At 59.1% G+C, this 20,314-nt stretch carries 20 protein-coding genes; 11 read left to right on the top strand and 9 right to left on the bottom strand.

Going from position 1 to position 20,314, the window contains the following annotated elements:
* Positions 1-51: 51 nt before the first annotated feature.
* Complete coding sequence (locus JFT66_RS15085; RefSeq protein ID WP_198859544.1) at positions 52-1,965, bottom strand: sigma-54-dependent Fis family transcriptional regulator; 1,914 nt, start codon at positions 1,963-1,965, stop codon at positions 52-54.
* Positions 1,966-2,237: 272 nt separating this feature from the next.
* Here JFT66_RS15085 and exaC point away from each other — a divergent pair, with 272 nt between their 5' ends.
* The 11 genes from exaC to JFT66_RS15030 all read left to right on the top strand — a co-directional run bounded on the left by exaC (position 2,238) and on the right by JFT66_RS15030 (position 14,253).
* Positions 2,238-3,758: an acetaldehyde dehydrogenase ExaC gene (exaC, locus tag JFT66_RS15080; protein WP_198859543.1), complete on the top strand. Its 1,521-nt coding sequence runs from the start codon at positions 2,238-2,240 to the stop codon at positions 3,756-3,758.
* 142 nt (positions 3,759-3,900) lie between these two features.
* The gene (eat, locus tag JFT66_RS15075; protein WP_034117716.1) at positions 3,901-5,334 is read left to right on the top strand and encodes an ethanolamine permease; all 1,434 of its coding nucleotides are present in this window, start codon (positions 3,901-3,903) and stop codon (positions 5,332-5,334) included.
* A 64-nt stretch (positions 5,335-5,398) separates the two neighbouring features.
* Complete coding sequence (locus JFT66_RS15070; protein ID WP_034117715.1) at positions 5,399-6,793, top strand: ethanolamine ammonia-lyase subunit EutB; 1,395 nt, start codon at positions 5,399-5,401, stop codon at positions 6,791-6,793.
* Entirely contained in the window at positions 6,790-7,626 is an 837-nt protein-coding gene (eutC, locus tag JFT66_RS15065; RefSeq protein WP_153839468.1) for an ethanolamine ammonia-lyase subunit EutC, read from the top strand. The genes JFT66_RS15070 and eutC overlap by 4 nt, the downstream gene beginning before the upstream one ends.
* Before the next feature lie 89 nt (positions 7,627-7,715).
* Complete coding sequence (locus JFT66_RS15060; protein ID WP_034117713.1) at positions 7,716-8,174, top strand: GNAT family N-acetyltransferase; 459 nt, start codon at positions 7,716-7,718, stop codon at positions 8,172-8,174.
* A gap of 306 nt (positions 8,175-8,480) precedes the next feature.
* Entirely contained in the window at positions 8,481-9,137 is a 657-nt protein-coding gene (locus tag JFT66_RS15055; protein WP_003194521.1) for a DedA family protein, read from the top strand.
* 6 nt (positions 9,138-9,143) lie between these two features.
* Positions 9,144-9,959, top strand: coding sequence for a zinc-dependent peptidase (locus tag JFT66_RS15050; protein WP_153872561.1), 816 nt, complete (start codon positions 9,144-9,146; stop codon positions 9,957-9,959).
* A 108-nt stretch (positions 9,960-10,067) separates the two neighbouring features.
* Complete coding sequence (gene ppa, locus JFT66_RS15045; RefSeq protein ID WP_003176323.1) at positions 10,068-10,595, top strand: inorganic diphosphatase; 528 nt, start codon at positions 10,068-10,070, stop codon at positions 10,593-10,595.
* A gap of 214 nt (positions 10,596-10,809) precedes the next feature.
* Positions 10,810-11,583 carry a LexA family transcriptional regulator gene (locus JFT66_RS15040; protein WP_198859542.1) on the top strand — a complete coding sequence of 258 codons (774 nt, stop codon included), beginning with the start codon at positions 10,810-10,812 and terminating at the stop codon, positions 11,581-11,583.
* A gap of 387 nt (positions 11,584-11,970) precedes the next feature.
* Positions 11,971-12,354, top strand: a complete 384-nt coding sequence (locus JFT66_RS15035; protein WP_162524963.1) for a nucleotide pyrophosphohydrolase — start codon at positions 11,971-11,973, stop codon at positions 12,352-12,354.
* Positions 12,355-12,378: 24 nt separating this feature from the next.
* A complete protein-coding gene (locus tag JFT66_RS15030) occupies positions 12,379-14,253 on the top strand; it encodes a DNA/RNA helicase domain-containing protein (RefSeq protein ID WP_162524964.1) in 1,875 nt (624 codons plus the stop codon).
* A gap of 45 nt (positions 14,254-14,298) precedes the next feature.
* Here JFT66_RS15030 and JFT66_RS15025 read toward each other — a convergent pair whose 3' ends face one another.
* The 8 genes from JFT66_RS15025 to JFT66_RS14990 form a co-directional block, all read right to left on the bottom strand.
* Positions 14,299-14,535, bottom strand: coding sequence for a DUF6124 family protein (locus JFT66_RS15025; protein ID WP_153839483.1), 237 nt, complete (start codon positions 14,533-14,535; stop codon positions 14,299-14,301).
* 337 nt (positions 14,536-14,872) lie between these two features.
* Complete coding sequence (locus JFT66_RS15020; RefSeq protein ID WP_198859541.1) at positions 14,873-16,030, bottom strand: glutathionylspermidine synthase family protein; 1,158 nt, start codon at positions 16,028-16,030, stop codon at positions 14,873-14,875.
* An 11-nt stretch (positions 16,031-16,041) separates the two neighbouring features.
* Positions 16,042-16,755 (bottom strand): DUF1190 domain-containing protein, encoded by a 714-nt coding sequence (locus JFT66_RS15015; protein WP_198859540.1) that lies wholly within the window; start codon positions 16,753-16,755, stop codon positions 16,042-16,044.
* 18 nt (positions 16,756-16,773) lie between these two features.
* Positions 16,774-17,202 carry a DUF350 domain-containing protein gene (locus tag JFT66_RS15010; RefSeq protein ID WP_034117708.1) on the bottom strand — a complete coding sequence of 143 codons (429 nt, stop codon included), beginning with the start codon at positions 17,200-17,202 and terminating at the stop codon, positions 16,774-16,776.
* Positions 17,203-17,217: 15 nt separating this feature from the next.
* Complete coding sequence (locus tag JFT66_RS15005) at positions 17,218-17,892, bottom strand: DUF2491 family protein (protein WP_034117707.1); 675 nt, start codon at positions 17,890-17,892, stop codon at positions 17,218-17,220.
* The gene (locus JFT66_RS15000) at positions 17,879-18,913 is read right to left on the bottom strand and encodes an ion channel (protein WP_034117706.1); all 1,035 of its coding nucleotides are present in this window, start codon (positions 18,911-18,913) and stop codon (positions 17,879-17,881) included. Before JFT66_RS15000 ends, JFT66_RS15005 begins: the two co-directional genes overlap by 14 nt.
* Before the next feature lie 72 nt (positions 18,914-18,985).
* Complete coding sequence (locus JFT66_RS14995) at positions 18,986-19,546, bottom strand: rhomboid family intramembrane serine protease (protein WP_198859539.1); 561 nt, start codon at positions 19,544-19,546, stop codon at positions 18,986-18,988.
* Positions 19,547-19,601: 55 nt separating this feature from the next.
* On the bottom strand, positions 19,602-20,300 hold the full coding sequence (locus JFT66_RS14990; RefSeq protein WP_034117704.1) for a PspA/IM30 family protein: 699 nt from the start codon (positions 20,298-20,300) through the stop codon (positions 19,602-19,604).
* Positions 20,301-20,314: the final 14 nt, after the last annotated feature.

Genomic DNA, 20,314 nt, shown 5'->3' with positions numbered 1-20,314 from the left:
GCGAATGATTTGGTAAAGCCGTAAAAGAGAGGGCAGTGCCCATGAGACTACTCAGCCGGCTGAGCGCAAAGCGATTCCATGCTTACGCAGCTTGCGGTACAGGGTGTTGCGGCTGACGCCTAACTGCTCCGCTGCGAGGGTCATATGCCAACGTTGCTGCTCCAATGTGGCAAGCAGTGCCAAACGCTCGGCATCTTCCAACGGTTGCTTGCCCCGTTGCAGGGAAATGGGCGCCTGGTGGAAAGCGTGGCGAATCATCGCGGGTAAATCGATCAATCCTACCCGCCCCCCCTCACACAGTGCAGCCAAGGTGCGCAACACCGTACGCAATTGTCGGACATTACCCGGCCAGGAAAAATCAAGCAGGGCCTGACGTGCATCGGCCTCCAGCACGACCGCCTGCCCTTGTGCTTCTTGTGCCAGTAGAAAATCCAACAACTGAGGTTTGTCACTGCGCTCACGCAGCGCCGGCAAGGTAACTTCCAGGCCGTTGAGACGGTAGTACAAGTCTTCACGGAAGGCGCCGCTGGCAACTCGCGCCAGCAAATCACGGTGGGTCGCGCTGATGATGCGCACGTTCACCGCTTGCGGTTCGCCGCCGATGGGCACCACCATCCGGTCTTCCAACACCCTTAACAAGCGAGTCTGCAAAGCCAGGGGCATATCGCCAATTTCATCGAGGAACAAGGTGCCGCCGTCAGCCTGCTGCAACTTGCCACGCATGCCTTCTTTGAGAGCGCCGGTGAAACTGCCCCCACGGTAGCCAAACAACTCACTCTCGATCAGGCTTTCCGCAATGGCGGCGCAGTTGAGCGCGACAAAGGGCTTATCGGCACGTTGGCTGGCCTGGTGCACGGCCTTGGCGAAGGCTTCTTTGCCAGAACCGGTTTCACCGTTGACCAGCAGCGGAACGTCACGCTCGAACACCCGCAACGCCTTGCGAAACTCATTTTGCAAGGCGGGGTCACCCAGGCAGATTCCTGGCAAGGGTGATGCTTCGGGCAACGGGGTCACGACTGGCGACACGCTGCGTGGCTGACCGCGCAGCGCAGCGAACAAATGCCGACCATCGCGCGTACGCAACGGCCAACTGGCCGTAGCATTGGCACTGGCACGACCGAGCAGTTGGTCCAGGGAGCAATCGAAAAACGCCTCCACCGGTTGCCCCAGCAAACCACCACGCAGCTGCCCCAACAAGTTCAGTGCACTCTGGTTGACCGCGCAGATGCGCCCTTCACCATCAAACGCCAGCAGCCCCTCACTGAACAGGCCCACCGACTCGGCCTGCAGGTGAAAACGCAGCATCCAATGATGCTCAAAATGGCGCAGGAAGTAGCAACTCTCGATCATCTTCGCCGACAGGTTCACCAGCGCCATGGTGTGGAACTGGCTTTGGCGCGATACCGCTTCGCGCGCCGACGATACGTCCAGCACAGCCAGCAGTTCACCGTGCGGGTCGAACACCGGGCTCGCCGAGCAGGTCAGCCCGGTATGGCGGCCGCGAAAATGCTCATCACGGTGAATGGTCAAGGATTGGCGTTCCACCAGGCACGTGCCGATACCATTGGTGCCTTCGCAGGCCTCACTCCAGTCCGCGCCCAGCCACAGCCCGGCACGCTCGAAGATTTTGCGCTCGGAGGGCGCGGTGACACAGTTGAGTATCACGCCCCGCGCATCGGTGAGCAGTACCGCATGGCCGGCGCCCGAGAGCTGTTGATGCAGGCTGTTCATCTCGCTGCCGGCGATCTGCAGTACTTGCCGCAGGCGTTCGCGGCTTTCCAACAGCCGACCATGTTCGAGCACAGTGGGAGCGATGGTCTGAGCAGGGTCGAGGTGGTAGTCCTCCAGGCAGCGCAGCCAGGAACGGGCGATGGACGGATCGCTGCCAGGCCCTTGGGAAAGCTCTTGCCCGCGGGTGACGGTCAAGACCTGCTGGGCATGGCGACTGAAATGATCGTTATGCATGTTCTTATTATTCTCTCTGCGTGAGAACGCCCAGCATCCCCCAGCCATCCCACCATTGCAATCCCGGGCCGACCCGCCGGTCACAGGCCGTAGCGTTTATGGCACAAACTGTCACACCGACTGTATCGCAAGGGTGACAGCAACGCCTTGCAACAAAGCCCAACCCCTTGATTTACCTGGCCTGCACAGCAGTGGCCCGGCCCTTGCTCTACGCTTTATAACGCGCTTGCCGCGCTGTACTCCAATAAACATAAAAGCAGGAGATGCCCACCATGCGTTATGCACACCCCGGTACTGAAGGCGCCATCGTTTCGTTCAAGGCCAAATACGGCAACTATATTGGCGGCGAATTCGTCGCGCCGGTCGATGGCAACTATTTCACCAACACCTCGCCGGTCAACGGCAAACCCATCGCAGAATTCCCGCGCTCCACCGCCAAAGACATCGACAAGGCGCTGGACGCCGCCCACGCCGCGGCTGACGCCTGGGGCAAGACCTCGGCCCAGGATCGCTCGCTGGTACTGCTGAAAATCGCCGACCGTATCGAACAGAACCTTGAGCTGCTGGCGGTCACCGAAACCTGGGACAACGGCAAGGCCGTACGCGAAACCCTCAACGCCGATATCCCCTTGGCCGCCGACCACTTCCGCTACTTCGCCGGCTGCATCCGTGCCCAGGAAGGCAGCAGCGCCGAAATCAACGAGCTCACCGCCGCGTACCACTTCCACGAGCCGCTGGGCGTGGTCGGCCAGATCATCCCGTGGAACTTCCCGCTGCTGATGGCCGCGTGGAAACTCGCGCCGGCCCTGGCCGCCGGCAACTGCGTGGTGCTCAAGCCCGCCGAGCAAACGCCGCTGGGCATCAACGTACTGATGGAACTGATCGGCGACCTGCTGCCGCCGGGCGTACTCAACGTGGTACACGGTTTCGGTAAAGAAGCCGGTGAAGCCTTGGCCACCAGCAAGCGCATCGCCAAGATCGCCTTCACCGGCTCCACACCTGTGGGCTCGCACATCATGCATGCGGCGGCCGAGAACATCATTCCGTCCACGGTCGAGTTGGGCGGCAAGTCGCCGAACATCTTCTTCGCCGACATCATGAAAGCCGAACCGCAATTCATCGAAAAGGCCGCCGAAGGCTTGGTGCTGGCGTTCTTCAACCAGGGTGAAGTGTGCACCTGCCCATCCCGTGCGCTGGTGGAAGAGTCGATCTACGACGACTTCATGAAAGTGGTGATGAAGAAGGTCGAGTCAATCAAACGTGGCGACCCGCTGGACACCGACACCATGGTCGGCGCCCAGGCGTCCGAGCAGCAGTTCGACAAGATCCTGTCCTACCTGGAAATCGCCAAGGGCGAAGGCGCGCAGCTGCTGACCGGTGGCAAGGTCGAGAAGCTCACGGGTAACCTCGCCACCGGCTATTACATCCAGCCGACCCTGCTCAAGGGCACCAACGAAATGCGTGTGTTCCAGGAAGAAATCTTCGGCCCGGTGGTGAGCATCACCACCTTCAAGGACGAAGCCGAAGCCCTGGCGATTGCCAACGACACCGAGTTCGGCCTGGGCGCCGGCCTGTGGACCCGCGACATCAACCGCGCCTACCGCATGGGCCGGGCGATCAAGGCCGGCCGCGTGTGGACCAACTGCTACCACCTGTACCCGGCGCATGCCGCGTTTGGCGGTTACAAAAAGTCGGGGGTGGGGCGTGAGACTCACAAGATGATGTTGGATCACTACCAGCAGACCAAGAACTTGCTGGTGAGCTACGACATTAATCCGTTGGGTTTCTTCTAACTAACGAGCCGCTCCCACATTTGAAATGCAATCAAATGTGGGAGCAAGCCCCCTCCCACATTTGGATCTTCATCAGTATTTGCGATGCGCATTCGGCACACAGAGGCCGAGTTAAAACAATAAGAATGAAAGGTACTTTCCCATGCCTAGCGAACCCACAAGTTCATCTGTCGACTTCGAAAAAGTCGGCACCGACTACTTCCAACAACGCGAACTGAAAAAAGGTGCCGCCGGCTGGGTGCTGCTGGTTGGCCTTGGCGTTGCCTACGTGATCTCCGGCGACTACGCCGGCTGGAACTTCGGCCTGGCCCAAGGTGGCTGGGGCGGTATGTTCCTCGCCACATTGCTGATGGCGACGATGTACCTGTGCATGTGCTTTTCGCTTGCCGAACTGTCGTCCATGATCCCGACCGCTGGCGGTGGCTACGGTTTTGCCCGCAGTGCCTTTGGCCCTTGGGGCGGGTTCCTCACGGGCACTGCGATCCTGATCGAATATGCCATCGCTCCCGCCGCCATCGCAGTGTTTATCGGCGCCTACTGCGAGTCGCTGTTCGGCATCGGCGGCTGGATGATCTACCTGGCGTTCTACATCATCTTCATCGGCATCCACATCTTTGGCGTCGGTGAAGCCCTGAAGCTGATGTTCGTGATTACCGCCATCGCCGCGATTGCCCTGGGCGTGTTCCTGGTGTCGATGGTGCCGCACTTCAACGTCGCCAACCTGCTGGATATTCCGGTGACCGAAGCCAAGGGCGCCAGCAGCTTCCTGCCGTTCGGCTACGTCGGTGTGTGGGCCGCGATCCCCTATGCCATCTGGTTTTTCCTCGCGGTTGAAGGCGTGCCCCTGGCCGCCGAAGAAACCAAGAACCCGAAACGCGACCTGCCCCGCGGCCTGATCGGCGCCATTGTGGTGCTGACCAGCTTCGCCCTGTTGATCCTGGTGATCGCGCCGGGCGGTGCGGGCACTTACGCGCTGATCAAATCAGGCAACCCATTGGTTGAGGCGCTGGCGTTGTCCTACGGCGGTTCGACCTGGATGGGCAGCTTCGTCAACCTCGTGGGCCTGGCCGGTTTGATCGCGAGCTTTTTCTCGATTATCTACGCCTATTCACGGCAGATCTTTGCCTTATCTCGCGCTGGCTACCTGCCGCGCAAACTGTCCCAGACCAACAAAAGCAAGGCGCCTGTGCTGGCCTTGGTCATCCCTGGGATTATCGGTTTCGGCCTGTCGCTGACCGGCCAGGGTGACTTGCTGATCCTGGTGGCGGTGTTTGGCGCGACGATTTCCTACGTACTGATGATGGCTGCGCACATCACCCTGCGCATCCGCCGCCCCAAAATGGACCGTCCGTACCGCACGCCGGGCGGCATCTTCACCTCGGGCGTGGCCCTGGTGCTGGCCTGCGTGGCCGTGGTGGCGGGCTTCCTGGTGGATCCGCGCGTGGTGATTGGCGCGGCGATCATCTATGGAGTATTAATTGCTTACTTTGCTTTCTACAGCCGGCATCACTTGGTAGCAGGCACGCCGGAAGAAGAGTTCGCGGCGATCCAGGCCGCAGAGGCCGCCTTGCACTGATTGCCGAAAACCTCGACGCGGGCGACCTCCCGACGTTTTGCCCGCGTCATCAAGGAGACACTGTATGGCAAGCTTTTCCCACGCGGTGGGTGCACACACCTACCGCTTCGACGACCTCAAGGACGTGATGGCCAAGGCCAGCCCCGCACGCTCCGGGGACTTCCTCGCCGGTGTCGCCGCGCAGAACGACGGCGAACGGGTGGCGGCGCAGATGGCGCTGGCGAATATCCCGCTCAAGCACTTCCTGCAGGAAGTGCTGATCCCTTATGAAAGCGATGAAGTCACCCGGCTGATCATCGACACCCACGATAAACAGGCGTTTGCGCCGGTCAGCCACCTCACCGTCGGCGGCCTGCGTGACTGGCTGCTCAGTGATGCGGCCGATGAACACTCCCTACGCGCATTGGCGCCAGGGCTGACACCGGAAATGGCTGCTGCAGTGTCCAAGATCATGCGCGTGCAAGACCTGGTGCTGGTGGCGCAGAAGATCCGCGTGGTCACCCAGTTTCGCGGCACCCTGGGCCTGCGCGGGCGTTTGTCCACACGCTTGCAGCCCAACCACCCCACCGACGAACCGGCGGGCATCGCCGCAAGCATTCTCGACGGCCTGCTCTACGGCAACGGCGACGCCATGATCGGCATCAACCCGGCCACCGACAGCATTGCCTCGATCTGCGCCATGCTGGAGATGCTCGACGCGATCATCCAGCGCTACGAAATCCCCACCCAAGCGTGTGTGCTGACCCACGTCACCACCTCCATCGAGGCGATCAACCGTGGCGTCCCGCTGGACCTGGTGTTCCAGTCGATTGCCGGCACCGAGGCGGCCAACGCCAGTTTCGGTATCAGCCTGAGCGTGCTGCAAGAGGGGTACGACGCCGGCTTGAGCCTCAAGCGCGGCACCCTGGGCCAGAACCTGATGTATTTCGAAACCGGCCAGGGCAGCGCCTTGTCGGCCAATGCGCATTTTGGCGTCGACCAGCAAACCTGTGAAACCCGTGCGTATGCGGTGGCCCGGCACTTCAAGCCATTCCTGGTGAACACCGTGGTCGGTTTTATCGGCCCGGAGTACCTGTACAACGGCAAGCAGATCATCCGCGCCGGCCTCGAAGACCACTTCTGCGGCAAGTTGCTTGGCGTGCCCATGGGTTGCGACATCTGCTACACCAACCACGCCGAAGCCGACCAGGACGACATGGACACCCTGCTGACCCTGCTGGGCGTGGCCGGCATCAACTTCATCATGGGCATCCCCGGCTCTGACGACATCATGCTCAACTACCAGACCACCTCGTTCCACGACGCCTTGTACGCCCGGCAAACATTGGGTTTAAAACCGGCACCGGAGTTTGAACAGTGGCTGGCGAAAATGGGCATCTTTACGCAAGCCGACGGCAAGGTGCATTTTGGCAACAGCCTGCCGCCAGCGTTTCGCCATGCCTTGGCGCAATTGGGATGAAGGAGCCGACTGTGCAACCAGAACTGCCTGACAACCCCTGGCTGGAATTGCGCCGCCTGACCCCGGCGCGCATTGCCCTGGGCCGCACTGGCACCAGCATTCCCACCAACGCCCAGTTGGACTTCCAGTTTGCCCACGCCCAGGCGCGGGACGCGGTGCACCTGCCCTTCGATCACGCCGGGCTCAGCAGCCAGTTCGCCGAACGCGGCCGCGACAGCCTGTTGCTGCACAGCGCCGCCGTAGACCGGCATATGTACCTGCAGCGCCCGGACCTTGGGCGGCGCCTGAGTGATGAGTCGGCCCAGACTTTGCGCGACTACGCGTTGGCACACCCCGGTGGCGTGGACTTGGCCATCGTGGTCGCCGATGGCCTGTCGGCGCTGGCCGTGCATAAACATACCGCGCCATTTCTGGCGCGCCTGGAGGAACAGACCCACGCCGAAGGCTGGTCCTTATCGCCAGTAATTCTGGTGGAACAGGGCCGCGTGGCGGTGGCCGATGAGATCGGCCAACTGCTGGGAGCCAAGATGGTGGTGATCCTGATCGGCGAGCGGCCGGGGCTCAGCTCGCCGGACAGCCTGGGCCTGTATTTCACCTATAACCCCAAGGTCGGCCTCACCGACGCCTATCGCAACTGTATCTCCAATGTGCGGCTGGAAGGCTTGAGTTACGGCATGGCGGCTCATCGCCTGCTGTACTTGATGCGAGAGGCGTGTCGGCGGCAGTTGTCGGGGGTCAACCTTAAGGATGAGGCGCAGGTTCAGACCCTCGAATCCGACGATCCGGACCTGATGAAGGGCAATTTCCTGCTCAGCCCACCGGATGACCAATAGCGGCACGATTGCGCTTTTTGGCGTCATTAGGCAGCATCAAGTCACGGCCGCTCGTGTGGTCATACCCCATTTGGAAGTTGAGGCCTGGCATGCGGATTACTCAAGCGACCCTGGAACACCTGGACCTGCTGACCCCGTTGTTCGTCAAATACCGCGAGTTCTATGGGGCCCTGCCGTTCCCGGACTCATCCCGAGCCTTCCTGGAAAAGCGCCTGCGGCGCAAGGAGTCGGTGATCTACCTGGCCCTGGCCGACGATGATGACAAGCGGCTGCTGGGGTTTTGCCAGCTGTATCCGAGCTTTTCTTCGTTGTCGCTTAAACGGGTGTGGATCCTCAACGACATCTATGTGGCCGAGGATGCGCGCCGGCAATTGGTGGCCGACAACCTGATGCGCACGGCGAAGAAGATGGCCAAGGAAACCCATGCGGTGCGATTGCGCGTGTCCACCAGCAGCGACAATGACGTGGCGCAGAAGACCTATGAGTCCATAGGCTTTCGTGAAGACACCGAGTTCAAGAACTATGTGTTGCCGATCAACGAAGAGTGACCCAATCCCCCCAAACACCTCAGATCCCCTGTGGGAGGGGGCTTGCTCCCGATTGCGGGGTGTCAGTTAACGAATTTGTCCCTGACCCACCGCAATCGGGAGCAAGCCCCTTCCCACAAAAAACCAATCCCGACCGCTTCACACTTTCGCGACACTCCCCGCTACAAAAGCAACACGCTTTTCACCGTTCAATCCGTATAATGCCGACCTTTCAGGGTTGTAAGAACCGCGACAATTACTTGTAGCCTTATTGCCCGAGCTTCCGCACAGGCCTGCTGAGCCGGGCCATTCACACAGGTGCCATCCATGGATTTCAACCCGCTAGACCTTATCCTGCATCTCGATGTCTACCTCGACATGCTGGTAACCAATTACGGTCCGTGGATCTACGCCATTCTGTTCCTGGTTATTTTTTGCGAAACCGGCCTGGTGGTCATGCCCTTCCTGCCGGGTGATTCCCTGCTGTTCATCGCCGGTGCCGTAGCGGCCGGTGGCGGTATGGACCCGGTATTACTGGCAGGCCTGCTGATGCTGGCAGCGATCCTCGGTGACAGCACCAACTACGTCATAGGACGAACGGCCGGCGAGCGCTTGTTCAGCAACCCGAACTCGAAGATCTTCCGTCGCGATTACCTGCAAAAAACCCACGACTTCTACGACAAGCACGGCGGCAAGACTGTGACCCTGGCGCGCTTCCTGCCGATCCTGCGCACCTTCGCGCCGTTCGTCGCCGGCGTGGCCAAAATGCCGTATCCGCGCTTCTTCGGTTTCAGCGTGCTGGGCACCATCCTCTGGGTTGGCGGCCTGGTGACCCTGGGTTACTTCTTCGGCAACGTGCCCTTTATCAAGAAAAACCTGTCGCTGCTGGTGGTGTTCATCATCCTGCTGTCGCTGGTGCCGATGATCATTGGCGTGGTGCGCAGCCGCTTTGGCCGCACCTCCTCCGAAGCCAACCCGCACTGACCGCCAATGTGGTCCCTCAGCGCCTGGCGTCGCCGGCGCCTGCTGGCCAAGCACCCGATTGCCGATGACACCTGGCAGCGGGTGCGCCAGCACCTGACCTTCCTCGACGGCATCAGCGCCGAGCAAGACCAGTGGCTGCGCGAAGCCTGCGTGGTGTTCCTCGCCGAAAAACACCTCACCGCCCTGCCCGGCGTCGAATTGCACCAGGAACAACGCCTGCTGCTCGCCGCTCAAGCGCAATTGCCATTGATGAACCTCGGCGACCTCGACTGGTACCAGGGTTTCCATGAAATCGTGCTGTACCCCGACGACTTTCTCAGCCCGCAACGCCATCGCGATGCCAGCGGCGTCGAACACGAGTGGGACGGTGAACACAGCGGCGAAGCCTGGCAACAAGGCCCGGTGATCCTCGCCTGGCCGGGCGTGCTCGGCAGCGGCCAGTGGGAAGGCTACAACCTGGTCATCCACGAGCTGGCGCACAAGCTGGACATGCTCAACGGCGACGCCAACGGCCTGCCGCCGCTGCACCACGACATGCGCGTGCAGGAATGGGCCAGCGTGATGCAAGGCGCCTTCGATGACCTCAACCGCCAGCTCGACGCCAACCCGGACGCCGAGACAGCGATAGACCCCTACGCTGCGGAAAACCCGGCGGAATTCTTTGCCGTCACCAGCGAGTATTTCTTCAGTGCCCCGGATCTGCTGGTCGACAGCTATCCACAGGTGTACGCCCAACTCAGCCGCTTCTACCGCCAGGATCCGTTGGCGCGCCTGAATCAACTACAAGCCAGCGACCCACGTTATCAGCCACACGGCGAATGACCGTACGACGCTTGGCGCATGGCATCGGCGTCAGAATATGCCTATAATCGCCGCCACTTTTAGGCCAATCCGGCCATGTCATATGGTCAACTACGGGGGCAACGCCCAATGAGCTACAGCAAGATTCCGGCGGGCAAAGACCTGCCGAACGACATCTACGTCGCGATCGAAATTCCGGCCAACCACGCGCCGATCAAATACGAAATCGACAAAGACAGCGACTGCCTGTTCGTTGACCGTTTCATGGCCACCCCGATGTTCTACCCGGCCAACTACGGTTTTATCCCTAACACCCTGGCTGACGACGGTGACCCCCTCGACGTGCTGGTCGTGACCCCTTACCCGGTTACTCCAGGCTCGGTTATCCGCGCACGCCCAGTCGGCATCCTGAACATGACCGACGACGGCGGCGGCGATGCCAAGGTCATCGCAGTGCCACACGACAAGCTGTCCCAGCTGTACGTGGACGTGAAGGAATACACCGACCTGCCGCCACTGCTGCTGGAACAGATCAAGCACTTCTTCGAGAACTACAAAGACCTCGAAAAAGGCAAATGGGTGAAGATCGACGGTTGGGGCAACGCAGACGCCGCCCGCGCCGAGATCATGAAGTCGGTTGCCGCCTACAAAGGCTGATACCCGCGCCTCATTGCCACGGCAAACAAAAAAAGCCCCGATCATTCGGGGCTTTTTTATGCGCAAGATTAAACATCAAGTTCAATGTTTATTTGAAAACGTTTAACTAAGGCGTACACCTGAAAGATCAGGCCACAACTAAGCCAAATCCTACATATGCAATTCAACGCATGGTTTATTTGATTAGACTTTCCGGCCAGTAAACTCTGCGTTTATGAATACATCAGGTGATCGTTTAAAAGCGCTACTTCGGGAAGTTCATCTTTCCGCCTCCGACTTCGCCAAGAACCGCGGCGTCACGCCTCAACACGTGAACAACTGGTTCAAACGCGGCGTCCCCATGGGCCGACTCAACGAGATCGCAGAACTGCTGTGCGTCTCCAGTCGCTGGCTAAGCGACGGCCGAGGCCCCAAACACCCGCCCGCCAACTACCTGTTGGAAGGCCCCGATGCAAGGAAAGCACTCGCCACCCGCGAAGACACTGGCAAATACCTCACAGGCCCCGCCTGCCGCCCGGAAAAAACCGACGTGGAGATCCCCCTCCACCCCACCTTCACCTCAACCGAACGCATCCGCCTCTCGCTGCACACCCTCGAAACCCTCAAAGTAAACCCCGACCGCGCCGTAGGCGCCTACATGGTCGACAACAGCATGACCGACATCATCCAACAAGGCGCCACCCTCGCCATCGACCGCGGCCGCACCCAAATCATCGACGGCGAAATCTACGCCGTCGAACACGACGGCATGCTACGCATCAAGTACCTCTACAACCGCCCCGGCGGCGGCCTGCGCATGCGCAGCCACAACGCCGCCGAACACCCGGACGAATACCTCAACCACGAAGAACGCTTCGAACAAAGCTTCAAGATCGTCGGCTGGGTATTCTGGTGGTCCACCCTCAACAACCGCCGCCCGCCCGTGCCGCTGGATGAACACCTGTTGGGCTGGGAAGGCTCTAAATCGGAACCGGAGGTGGGCAATTGAGGTGAATGTGGGTAGAATGCGCCGCACATTTGGCAGGGGGATGGCTTAGCTATTTGCCCTGTCAGGCGATGCGGAGGAGTTCCCGCGGATGCCCCTACTATTCAGCCTGACGCAATGTGGGCTGAGCGATTTGAAGGCTGCTGAGGTTTGTCAAAAACAAGCTGAGGCAGTCCCCGAGAAGCCGGCCACAAGCCGGCTTTTTAATATCTGTCAATAAATCCCCTGCTGGCCCACTCCCCCTCAAGCTCATTGGCCCTTTCCTTCCTACGCACCACCTCCAGCCTTAAGCGCAAAAAGCCCACCCCTCGCAAAGAAACCTCTTACAATCCCTCTCTCAATTTCCCAACATGCGTCAGATCCGTTAACCACCAATCGAGAGGCGAGCCTGTGATCAAAACAGACAGCACACCCGAACAACTGGTGAACGTCGACAACCTGTCCATTCGCCTGCAACGCTTTGCTGATGAGCGCGACTGGCAACAGTTCCATTCACCCAGAAATCTACTTTTGGCCCTTACCGGCGAGGTTGGCGAGCTTTGCGAAATCTTTCAATGGATGAGCGAAACCGACTCGGTTGCCGCAGCGAAGCGTCCAGAAACTGCCCAAGCGGTGAAAGATGAACTGGCCGATGTCCTGATGTACCTGGTCCGTTTAGCCAGCGTGTTAGGCGTGGACCTCAACGAAGCTGCCCGGGACAAGCTTGCCCTTAACGCTTCGAAGTACCCCGTCGATAAGGCCAGAAACACCAGCAAAAAATACGACCAACTCTGATACCCCACGCGCTAAGGACTTCTCGTGATCGTTTACGCTGCGACCAAACAGCAATTCCTCAAAGACAACGATAACGACGATATCGAAGAGGTCATTCTCAGGCACTACAAGGAAGCCACGGGGAAAAGAGTTGGGGCATCGGAGATCAAATCCTGGCAGGGCTCTCTGACGTACATGGCGAAGGTGCTCCGAGATGAAGGGCTGCCGAATGACGCCGGTTTGGCTATCGAGTTGCATATCCCACAGTCTTCGAAGCGTATTGATTTCCTGCTGACTGGGAGGGATGCGAATCAGGGTAAAAATGCTGTCCTGATCGAGTTGAAGCAATGGAGCAAATCAACTGCAACGTCCAAGGACGCGATAGTCAAAACTGCGCTAGGCGGCGGGCTAGTGGAAACTATCCATCCGTCCTACCAAGTCTGGTCATACGCCGCATTGCTCGAAGGCTTTAACGAAGCCGTCTATGACAAAAGCATCGAGGTTCGACCCTGCGCTTATCTTCACAACTATGTCAGCGATGGGGTTATAAATTCTGCGCATTACCGGGCATATATCAGCAAAGCTCCACTGTTCCTCAAAGGGCCGGATGAGCTTGAAAAGCTGCGTACGTTTCTCAAGACGCACATTCTTCATGGCGATAACAAGGAAATTCTCTACGAGCTTTCCAATGGAAAAATTCGCCCGTCGAAAGCACTAGCTGATGCACTTAAAGGACTTCTGAAGGGCCAGCCGGAATTCATACTGATCGACGATCAAAAGGCGACGTTTGAATCCGCACTGGCGGCGGCGAGCACTGCCTCGGAAGCGGCGCCGAAGGTGATTATCATCGAGGGCGGCCCTGGTACGGGTAAAACCGTGCTGGCGATCAACTTGCTCGTGAGGCTTACGAGCCAGGGATTATTGAGCAAGTACGTCTCAAAAAATGCCGCGCCGCGAAAGGTGTATGAGAGCAAATTGGTCGGCACGGTCAAGCGCAGCCACTTCTCCAATCTATTTTCTGGCTCAGGCGCTTTCATTGATACCGAGCCCAACATTTTTGATGCACTCATCGTAGACGAAGCTCACCGCCTTAACGAAAAAAGCGGGCTTTACGGCAATTTGGGTGAGAACCAAATCAAGGAGCTGATCGAGTCGGCCAAGTGCTCAATCTTCTTCATCGACGAGGATCAGCGCGTCACGTTAAATGACATTGGCAGCAAGCAAGCCATACGTGCTTTTGCAAAAGCCAAAGGCGCGGAGGTAGAGGAATATACGTTGTCCTCGCAGTTCCGTTGCAGTGGGTCTGACGGTTATCTGGCTTGGCTCGATGACGTGCTGGAGATACGCGCAACCGCCAATCCGCTGCTCGACAACAGCGAATACGAGTTCAAAATCTTTGACAGTCCTCAAGCCATGCATATGGCTATCGAACAAAAAAACCAAGGTAACAAAGCCCGAGTTGTCGCCGGTTACTGTTGGCCGTGGCGCAGTAAGAAAGATGCTCGAGAATCCGACATCGTCATTGGCAGCGACTACGAACGCCAATGGAACCTCGATCAGGACGGCAGTTTGTGGATTATCGCGGAAAATTCAGTTGATCAGGTCGGGTGTATTCATACATGCCAAGGCCTGGAAGTCGATTATATCGGCGTCATCATCGGGCCCGACCTCATCGTGCGGAATGGGCGCGTTCTTACCTCTGCCCTTGAGCGAGATAAAAACGACAAGTCCATTCGCGGCTGGAAGAAAATGATGAAGGAGCAACCCGATCTGGCAAAGCAGGAAACGGACTTGATCATCAAAAACACCTATCGAACGCTGATGACCAGGGGAATGAAGGGTTGCTACCTCTACTGCACCGACCCAGAAACCGCGCAGTACTTTGCGAGCCGGCTTGACGATCACGCGAACGCTAAATGACCTGCTGGTGCTTGCCTCAATAAAGTTGAGGCAAGCACCCTCACATTACTTGGACTGCAAACAGTCCACAGCCCGGTCCGCCACCATCTTCGCCAGCTCCACCAAATGCATCACCGCTCTTTGCGGAGCAGCCAGTGGCTCCCCTAGCATTTGCGACGTTGCCACCGCACATTGCAGCAACTCAGACACCCGCACCCAAGCATCCTCAAAGCTCAGCTCTTCATTAACAGTAAATGGGTTAGTCGCACCCGATGACGGCGAATCCGAAACAACGTTATCCATAGCAAAAACTCCTAGCAGTAAGTGAATACCACCGTCCTTTCGCGACTAAACAATCAGAGGTGGCGGCTGTACGCAGGTTAGTCGACCGGCCGCTAGGCACCGGCGCACCCGAGGGTGCCCTGCGCACAGCCACCATAAAGTGCAGGCGAGAAGACACCTGTCTTTGGGATGGCGCGTGCGCCTAGCGAGGTCCGGGCGACTAAACCCGATCACTGAATAGGCAGTGACAGCTCGCAGCCTAGTCACGCATTCCCGCTGGCGCAATGCGGTTTGGATTCTCTCGGAAACGTCCTGCAAATGAAAGCGATCAACCCTGCTGGCCGTTTAAGCTCCAGCCTCAATCCAATATCAAATGCGGCAAAAACCGGCTCGAATCCTTGGTAATCAAACTATCGTCTTCCCGCACCCCAATCCCCGCCGCTTGATCCCCGATCACCCAAGACCCGATCAACGTGTAACTGTCCCCAAACCGCGGCAGCGGCGCGAACTCCTGAAGAATAAACGGCGCATCCGTGTAGGGCCCGTCCTCTTTCACGATCAACCCATCAGCCGTTTGCAGTTCAATATTGGCGCCTTCGCGCGAGAAGAACGGCTTGCGCACCCAGCCCTTCGGCACGACTTTACCGGGGTCGGTATCCAGGTGTGACGCAAGCAAATTCGGGTGGCCTTTATTGAACTCCCATAACAGCGGCAGAACGCCTTTGTTGGAAAGGATGGATTTCCACGCCGGCTCAAAAAACTGCGTATCGCTCTCGGCAATGGCGGCACCAAAGGGTTCGTGGAAGATGAACTCCCAGGCATGCAGTTTGAACAGGTGGGGAATCCAGCGATCTTGAAGGTCGACGAAGCGGCCTTCGCTGGTCAGGCCGATGTCTTCGATGTCGATGTGGCGGGATTCGATGCCGACTTTTTCCGCGACCAGCCGCAGGTAGTCGGTGGTGCCTTTGTCTTCGATCGAGTCTTTCATCGAGGCGAAGTAGAACGGCTGGTTGATCTGCAGTTGGGCGAAGGCCTGGTGCAGTTTGGTGTCGATGCTGTTGAACTGGTCGGCGTGTTTGGGCAGCAGGCCGCGTTCGATGCATTGCTCGAGCCAGCCCCACTGGAATGCCGCGGCCTCGTAGAGGCTGGTGGGGGTGTCGTAGTTGAGCTCGAGCAGTTTGGCGGGGCCGGTGCCGTTGTAGGAGAAGTCCATGCGCCCGTACAGGTGCGGGTGGCCTTCTAGCCATGAGGTGCGGATCATGTCGTAGAAGGGTGCGGGGATGCTCAGGCGTTCGAGCAGTTCTTCGCTCTGGACCACGCTGGCCACGAGGTCCATGCACATGTCATGGACCTCGGTGGTCGGGTCTTCGAGGTCGCGCTCGATTTGCTTGAGCGTGAACTGGTAATACGCGCTTTCGTCCCAGTAGGGCTCGCCGTCGATGGTGTGGAACAGAAAGCCGAGGCTGTCGGCGGTCTGTTTCCAGTCATGACGCTCTGCGCAGTGGATCTTCTTCATGGCTGCCTTCCTTAACTGCTCGACCCGCCGCCGCCCCAGCCGCTGCGGGCGCTGGCTTTGCTGCCGAAGCCGCCACGGGAGGTGGCCGAAGACACGGAGCTGGACTTGTTGGCGGAGCGCAGCGTGTTGGTGTAATTGCTGCTGCCGTACCGGGCCTGGTTGGAGCGGCCGAAGGTCGCGCCATTGGAGGCGCGCTGGTTGAGCGTGGAGTTGCCGTAGTTGCCGCGATCATCGCGGTAGCGGTACACCGGCTCGGAGCGGTAGCTGTTGCGGTTGTTGCTCAGCATGTTGCCGATCAGCAAGCCGGTCAGCAGGCTGGTGGTGGAGAAGCCTGAGCCGCCGCCGCTCGCCTGAGCGTTGTTGGCTTGAGCATTGGCGGCGTCGACCTGGGATTGGGTCACCTGGCCTTCGGCAGTCAGTTCAAACCCGCCGAGCTTGGGGATGAACTTGCCGCTGGAGTCTTGCTGGCACCAGTCGGCGACAAAGTCGGCATCGCAATCGGCCTGGCTGTCGTACACCGGTGCAATGCGGCGATGCTCGGCCATGGCGGTCATGTAGGCGTCCGAGCAGACGTCCACCGGAAGTTTTTCATCGGCGCATTGTTGAACCGACTGGAAGTTGTACTTCTTCTGCAAATCGTAGGTTTTTTCTGTTGGCCCGCAGCCGGATATCGCCATGGCGACCGACGCTGCCAGCGAAAGCTGGACGTACTTGCTTCGTTTCATCGGGAGCTCCGTGCGCAATCAGTTCTGGGTAGGCGTCATGCACGCGGCATTCAACATGCCGACGCTGATGGCTACGGCGGCCACGTAGATGCCGGCCGCGAGCTCGCCGTTCTTGATGCGCTCGGACGTGCCTTTGAGCACCAGGCTGGTCAGCAGGAATGCCAACAGTTGGACGACGGCTGCGATCACCGACCAGACTACGAAGTCGAGGAGGTTGATGGAGTAGGCAATCACGTTGCTGGCCGGAATGGCGAAACCGACGATGGCGCCGCCCAGGGCAACTGCCGCCGAAACGTTGCCCGCACGGATCAGCTCGAATTCCTTGTGCGGGGTGATGCGGGTGTAGATGAATTGGAACAGCGCGAACAGTACCGCAGCCCCCAGGATGTAGATGACAAAGCCGAACACGGCAGCTTTGTTCAGGGAGATGGAGAGAGCTTCTAGCATGGACTTCTTCCTTTTTTAGAGCGCAGTCAGGTCGGTTGTGTACAGCGAAATGCCCAGCGAAGTGCTCAGGCTGATGGTGCCTTCAGCGTCTTCTTCGACGGAAAACAGCAAAAACTCGCGGCGGTCGGTCAGGCCGGTGTCGCGTGCGTATAGCATCGAACGGTGCTCAATGCTGTAGGCGGCCTCCGGGCTGACTATTTGTTCGCTCATCGCCACCAATTCGGTCTGGCCGTCTTCGCTGCCCCACTCGCGGAAAAACTCGACGCCGTCGTGGGTGTAAGTCGGCAGCCCGATCAGGCTCTGTGGGCCGGCCAGCCGGCGCAGTTCCGCCTCGCTGCTGATGGTGACGTAACTGAGGTAGTTGAACAGGATCACCGACTCGACCTGCCCGGCGATGTCGCCCGTGGTGTGCACCTGCAGCCAATAGTCTTCGTCGTTCATGTAATAGCGCGACAGCCAGGTCGACTGCCCGAGGTCAACGGTGCCATTGGCCCAGATTTCCTGGGAACCGGGGATGACCACGGTGGTTTTCTCATCGAGTAGTAATTTCAGGCTCGTGTCGAACATCAGGCCTTTGCCGGGTGCCAGGCCCAATGGCCCTGTAGCCGGCAGTGCTTGGCCGGCAGCCGCTTTCGAGTCGGTAGTGGATTTCGGAGCCTCGAGCCCCATCAATTGTTTAAGCCATCCCATGGGAGATTTCCTTGAGCCGGGTGGAGGCGATGTAGAAGAGTTCACCGCCCTCGACACGCGTGGTGCTGGGCGGATTGATCGCTGGTTGCTGAGCACCTTTGGCGCGATAGCCGATGAGGGTGGCGTTGTGGTGTTCTTTCATCCGGGTGTACAGCTCACCGAAGGTTGCCTCAAAGGCTTCGGGCAATTTCATCAGGTATTGGGTGGCGCCCTGCCCTACGCACAGCAGCTCATTGATGACCACGGACGAGCCCGGATCCTGGGAGGCGCGCACCAGCATTTCAATCGCCATGCTGGAAGTGCATTCCAGGCGGGGTGCGTAGGAGCTAGCGAGTGCGGCGATTTCACTTTCATTGAAGTGGGCGACCACATGCCCGACGGGGCTTAATTGATTCACCGCCAGCACGGTGGCCAGCGTCAGATCGTCAGACGGGGTTCGCACCAGCACACGCTCGGCGCCGGGAACGCCTGCTCGCTGCAACAACGCGGTGGACGACAGGCTTTCACCGCGGATGAACGCGGCTTTGCCCGGCATCGGGTTTTCTTCGAGGGTGCAATCGCAAATCACGATCAGGTTGTCGTTCGAGGTTTCGTCTTGAAGCAGCAACTCTATGACCCGCTCGCTGGACGCGCCCTCCCAGCCGATGAGCACGGTATGGCCGACTTTGCCGGTGAAATCGCCTTTGCCCTTCATGCCTTTTCTCCATGCATCAATGACACTGCTGGTGGTTTTGCCGATGGCTGCGGTCAGCAGCGCAATGCCCCCGAGCATGACCCAGGCAGCCACGAAGATTCGCCCCGCCGCGGTCTGCGGTGCGAGATCGCCATAGCCGACGGTCAGTGTGGTGGTGAGATAGAAGTAAACAAACGTCGCGGGGGCGGTGAGGTGCTGCTCGCCCAGAAATACCAGGCCCAGATAAGCCACGCTCAGGTGTACCCCCAAGGCAATGATCAGGCCTGCCCAGCCGAAACGGTGAAAGAGGGAGGAAGCGTACAGGCGCAATAAAAGAAAGATCGACATTTCATCCCTGCTTCCGTGGGTACTGGATTCCTGGCGACGTGATCGCCTCGGCTTCTGGCTGCTCACGTGTGCTCATCCGGCATTAAACCTGCTGCGCGGTGCAGAGAGAAGTACCTTGGCGGCAATAAATCCAGCGAACGCGCCGAAGAGATGACCTTCGAAGGAAACGCCCTGCCGAGGAAGGAAGCCAAAGATCAAGCCACCATACAGTACCGCCACCACACCGGCCGTTATCAGGTTGCTCCAGCTTCTGTGGAACCAGGCGCGCGATAGCAGGTAGGCCCATAGCCCGAATACCCAGCCACTGGCACCGACATGTACCCCAGAAAAACCGAACAGCCAGACCAGCGCGCCCCCCAGCAGAATCACGATTGCGCTGACGGCAATGAACCGGTTGAGCCCGTCGATAATGACCAGGGTGCCCAGGACCAGAAAGGCAATCAGGTTCGCGCTCAGGTGAGCAAAGGAGGCGTGCAAAAACGGTGAGGTGAGGATACCGAACAGCCCGTGCAGCGTTCTCGGGACCAGCCCGAATGCCAAGAGGCTGTAACCGGTCGCTACATTGAGCAGTTGCAGCGCGACCATGAAGAGGGCCAGGCCTGCGATTGTCTTGAAACCCTTCAAGGCGTCCATCCTGACCTCGACATAAAAAAGAAGGGCAGAAATGCCCTTCCTTCGACGGCGTCGCTTACTCGGCCGACTTTTGCTTCAGACGTTCCAGAATCGCGTTGGCACTGCCTTCGTTCGGCGTGATGCCGGCTTCGCGGAGCTTGCGTTCCAGGTCGGTCCCCGTCGATGCCTCAGCCAACTCATCCTGGGCTTGCAGTTCAGCGGAGCGTTGCTGCTGTTTGGCCTGCAAGCGATTCAGCGTACCGACGGCAGTTTCCAGCTTGCCGTTGGCACCGCCGCTGGCAATGGAGGCGCTGACCTGAGCCTTCTGCACGCTGTCGCGAGCCTTGGCCATGTCCACTTGCTGGCGCAGGCTTTTAATCCGGCTCTCAGCCTTGGTGATGTCTTTGCGCATGCTCTCGGCGTAGCCACCAAACTCGGTGGTCTGCTTTTGCTCGACGTCCCGCTCGTTGGTCAGGGTCGAAATGGCTTCGGCGACTTCCAGGGCGAGGTCTTCACGATTGGCTTGGATAGCAGCCATCGCCTTGGACTCCAGGTCTTTGATCTTGGCGTCGTACTCGCCGACACGATCAGCCGCCAGTTTGTGCTTGGCCATGATGCTGACCAGCTCACGCTTGGCGTTGGCCAGCGCGGTGTCAGCATCGCGAATTTCCTGGTCAAGGATGCGCAGGGCCTGTTGGTCGACGATCGATTCGCCGACTTCATTGGCACCGCCACGCAGCGCGGTGAACAATTTGCTCCAGATGGACTGAGTCATTGGATATTCCCGAA

It is taken from the genome of Pseudomonas sp. MF6755 (genome assembly GCF_016405635.1).
GTDB lineage: Bacteria > Pseudomonadota > Gammaproteobacteria > Pseudomonadales > Pseudomonadaceae > Aquipseudomonas > Aquipseudomonas haemolytica.
Note: the sequence above shows the minus strand (reverse complement) of the source record. Positions and strands in the feature narration are given on the sequence as shown.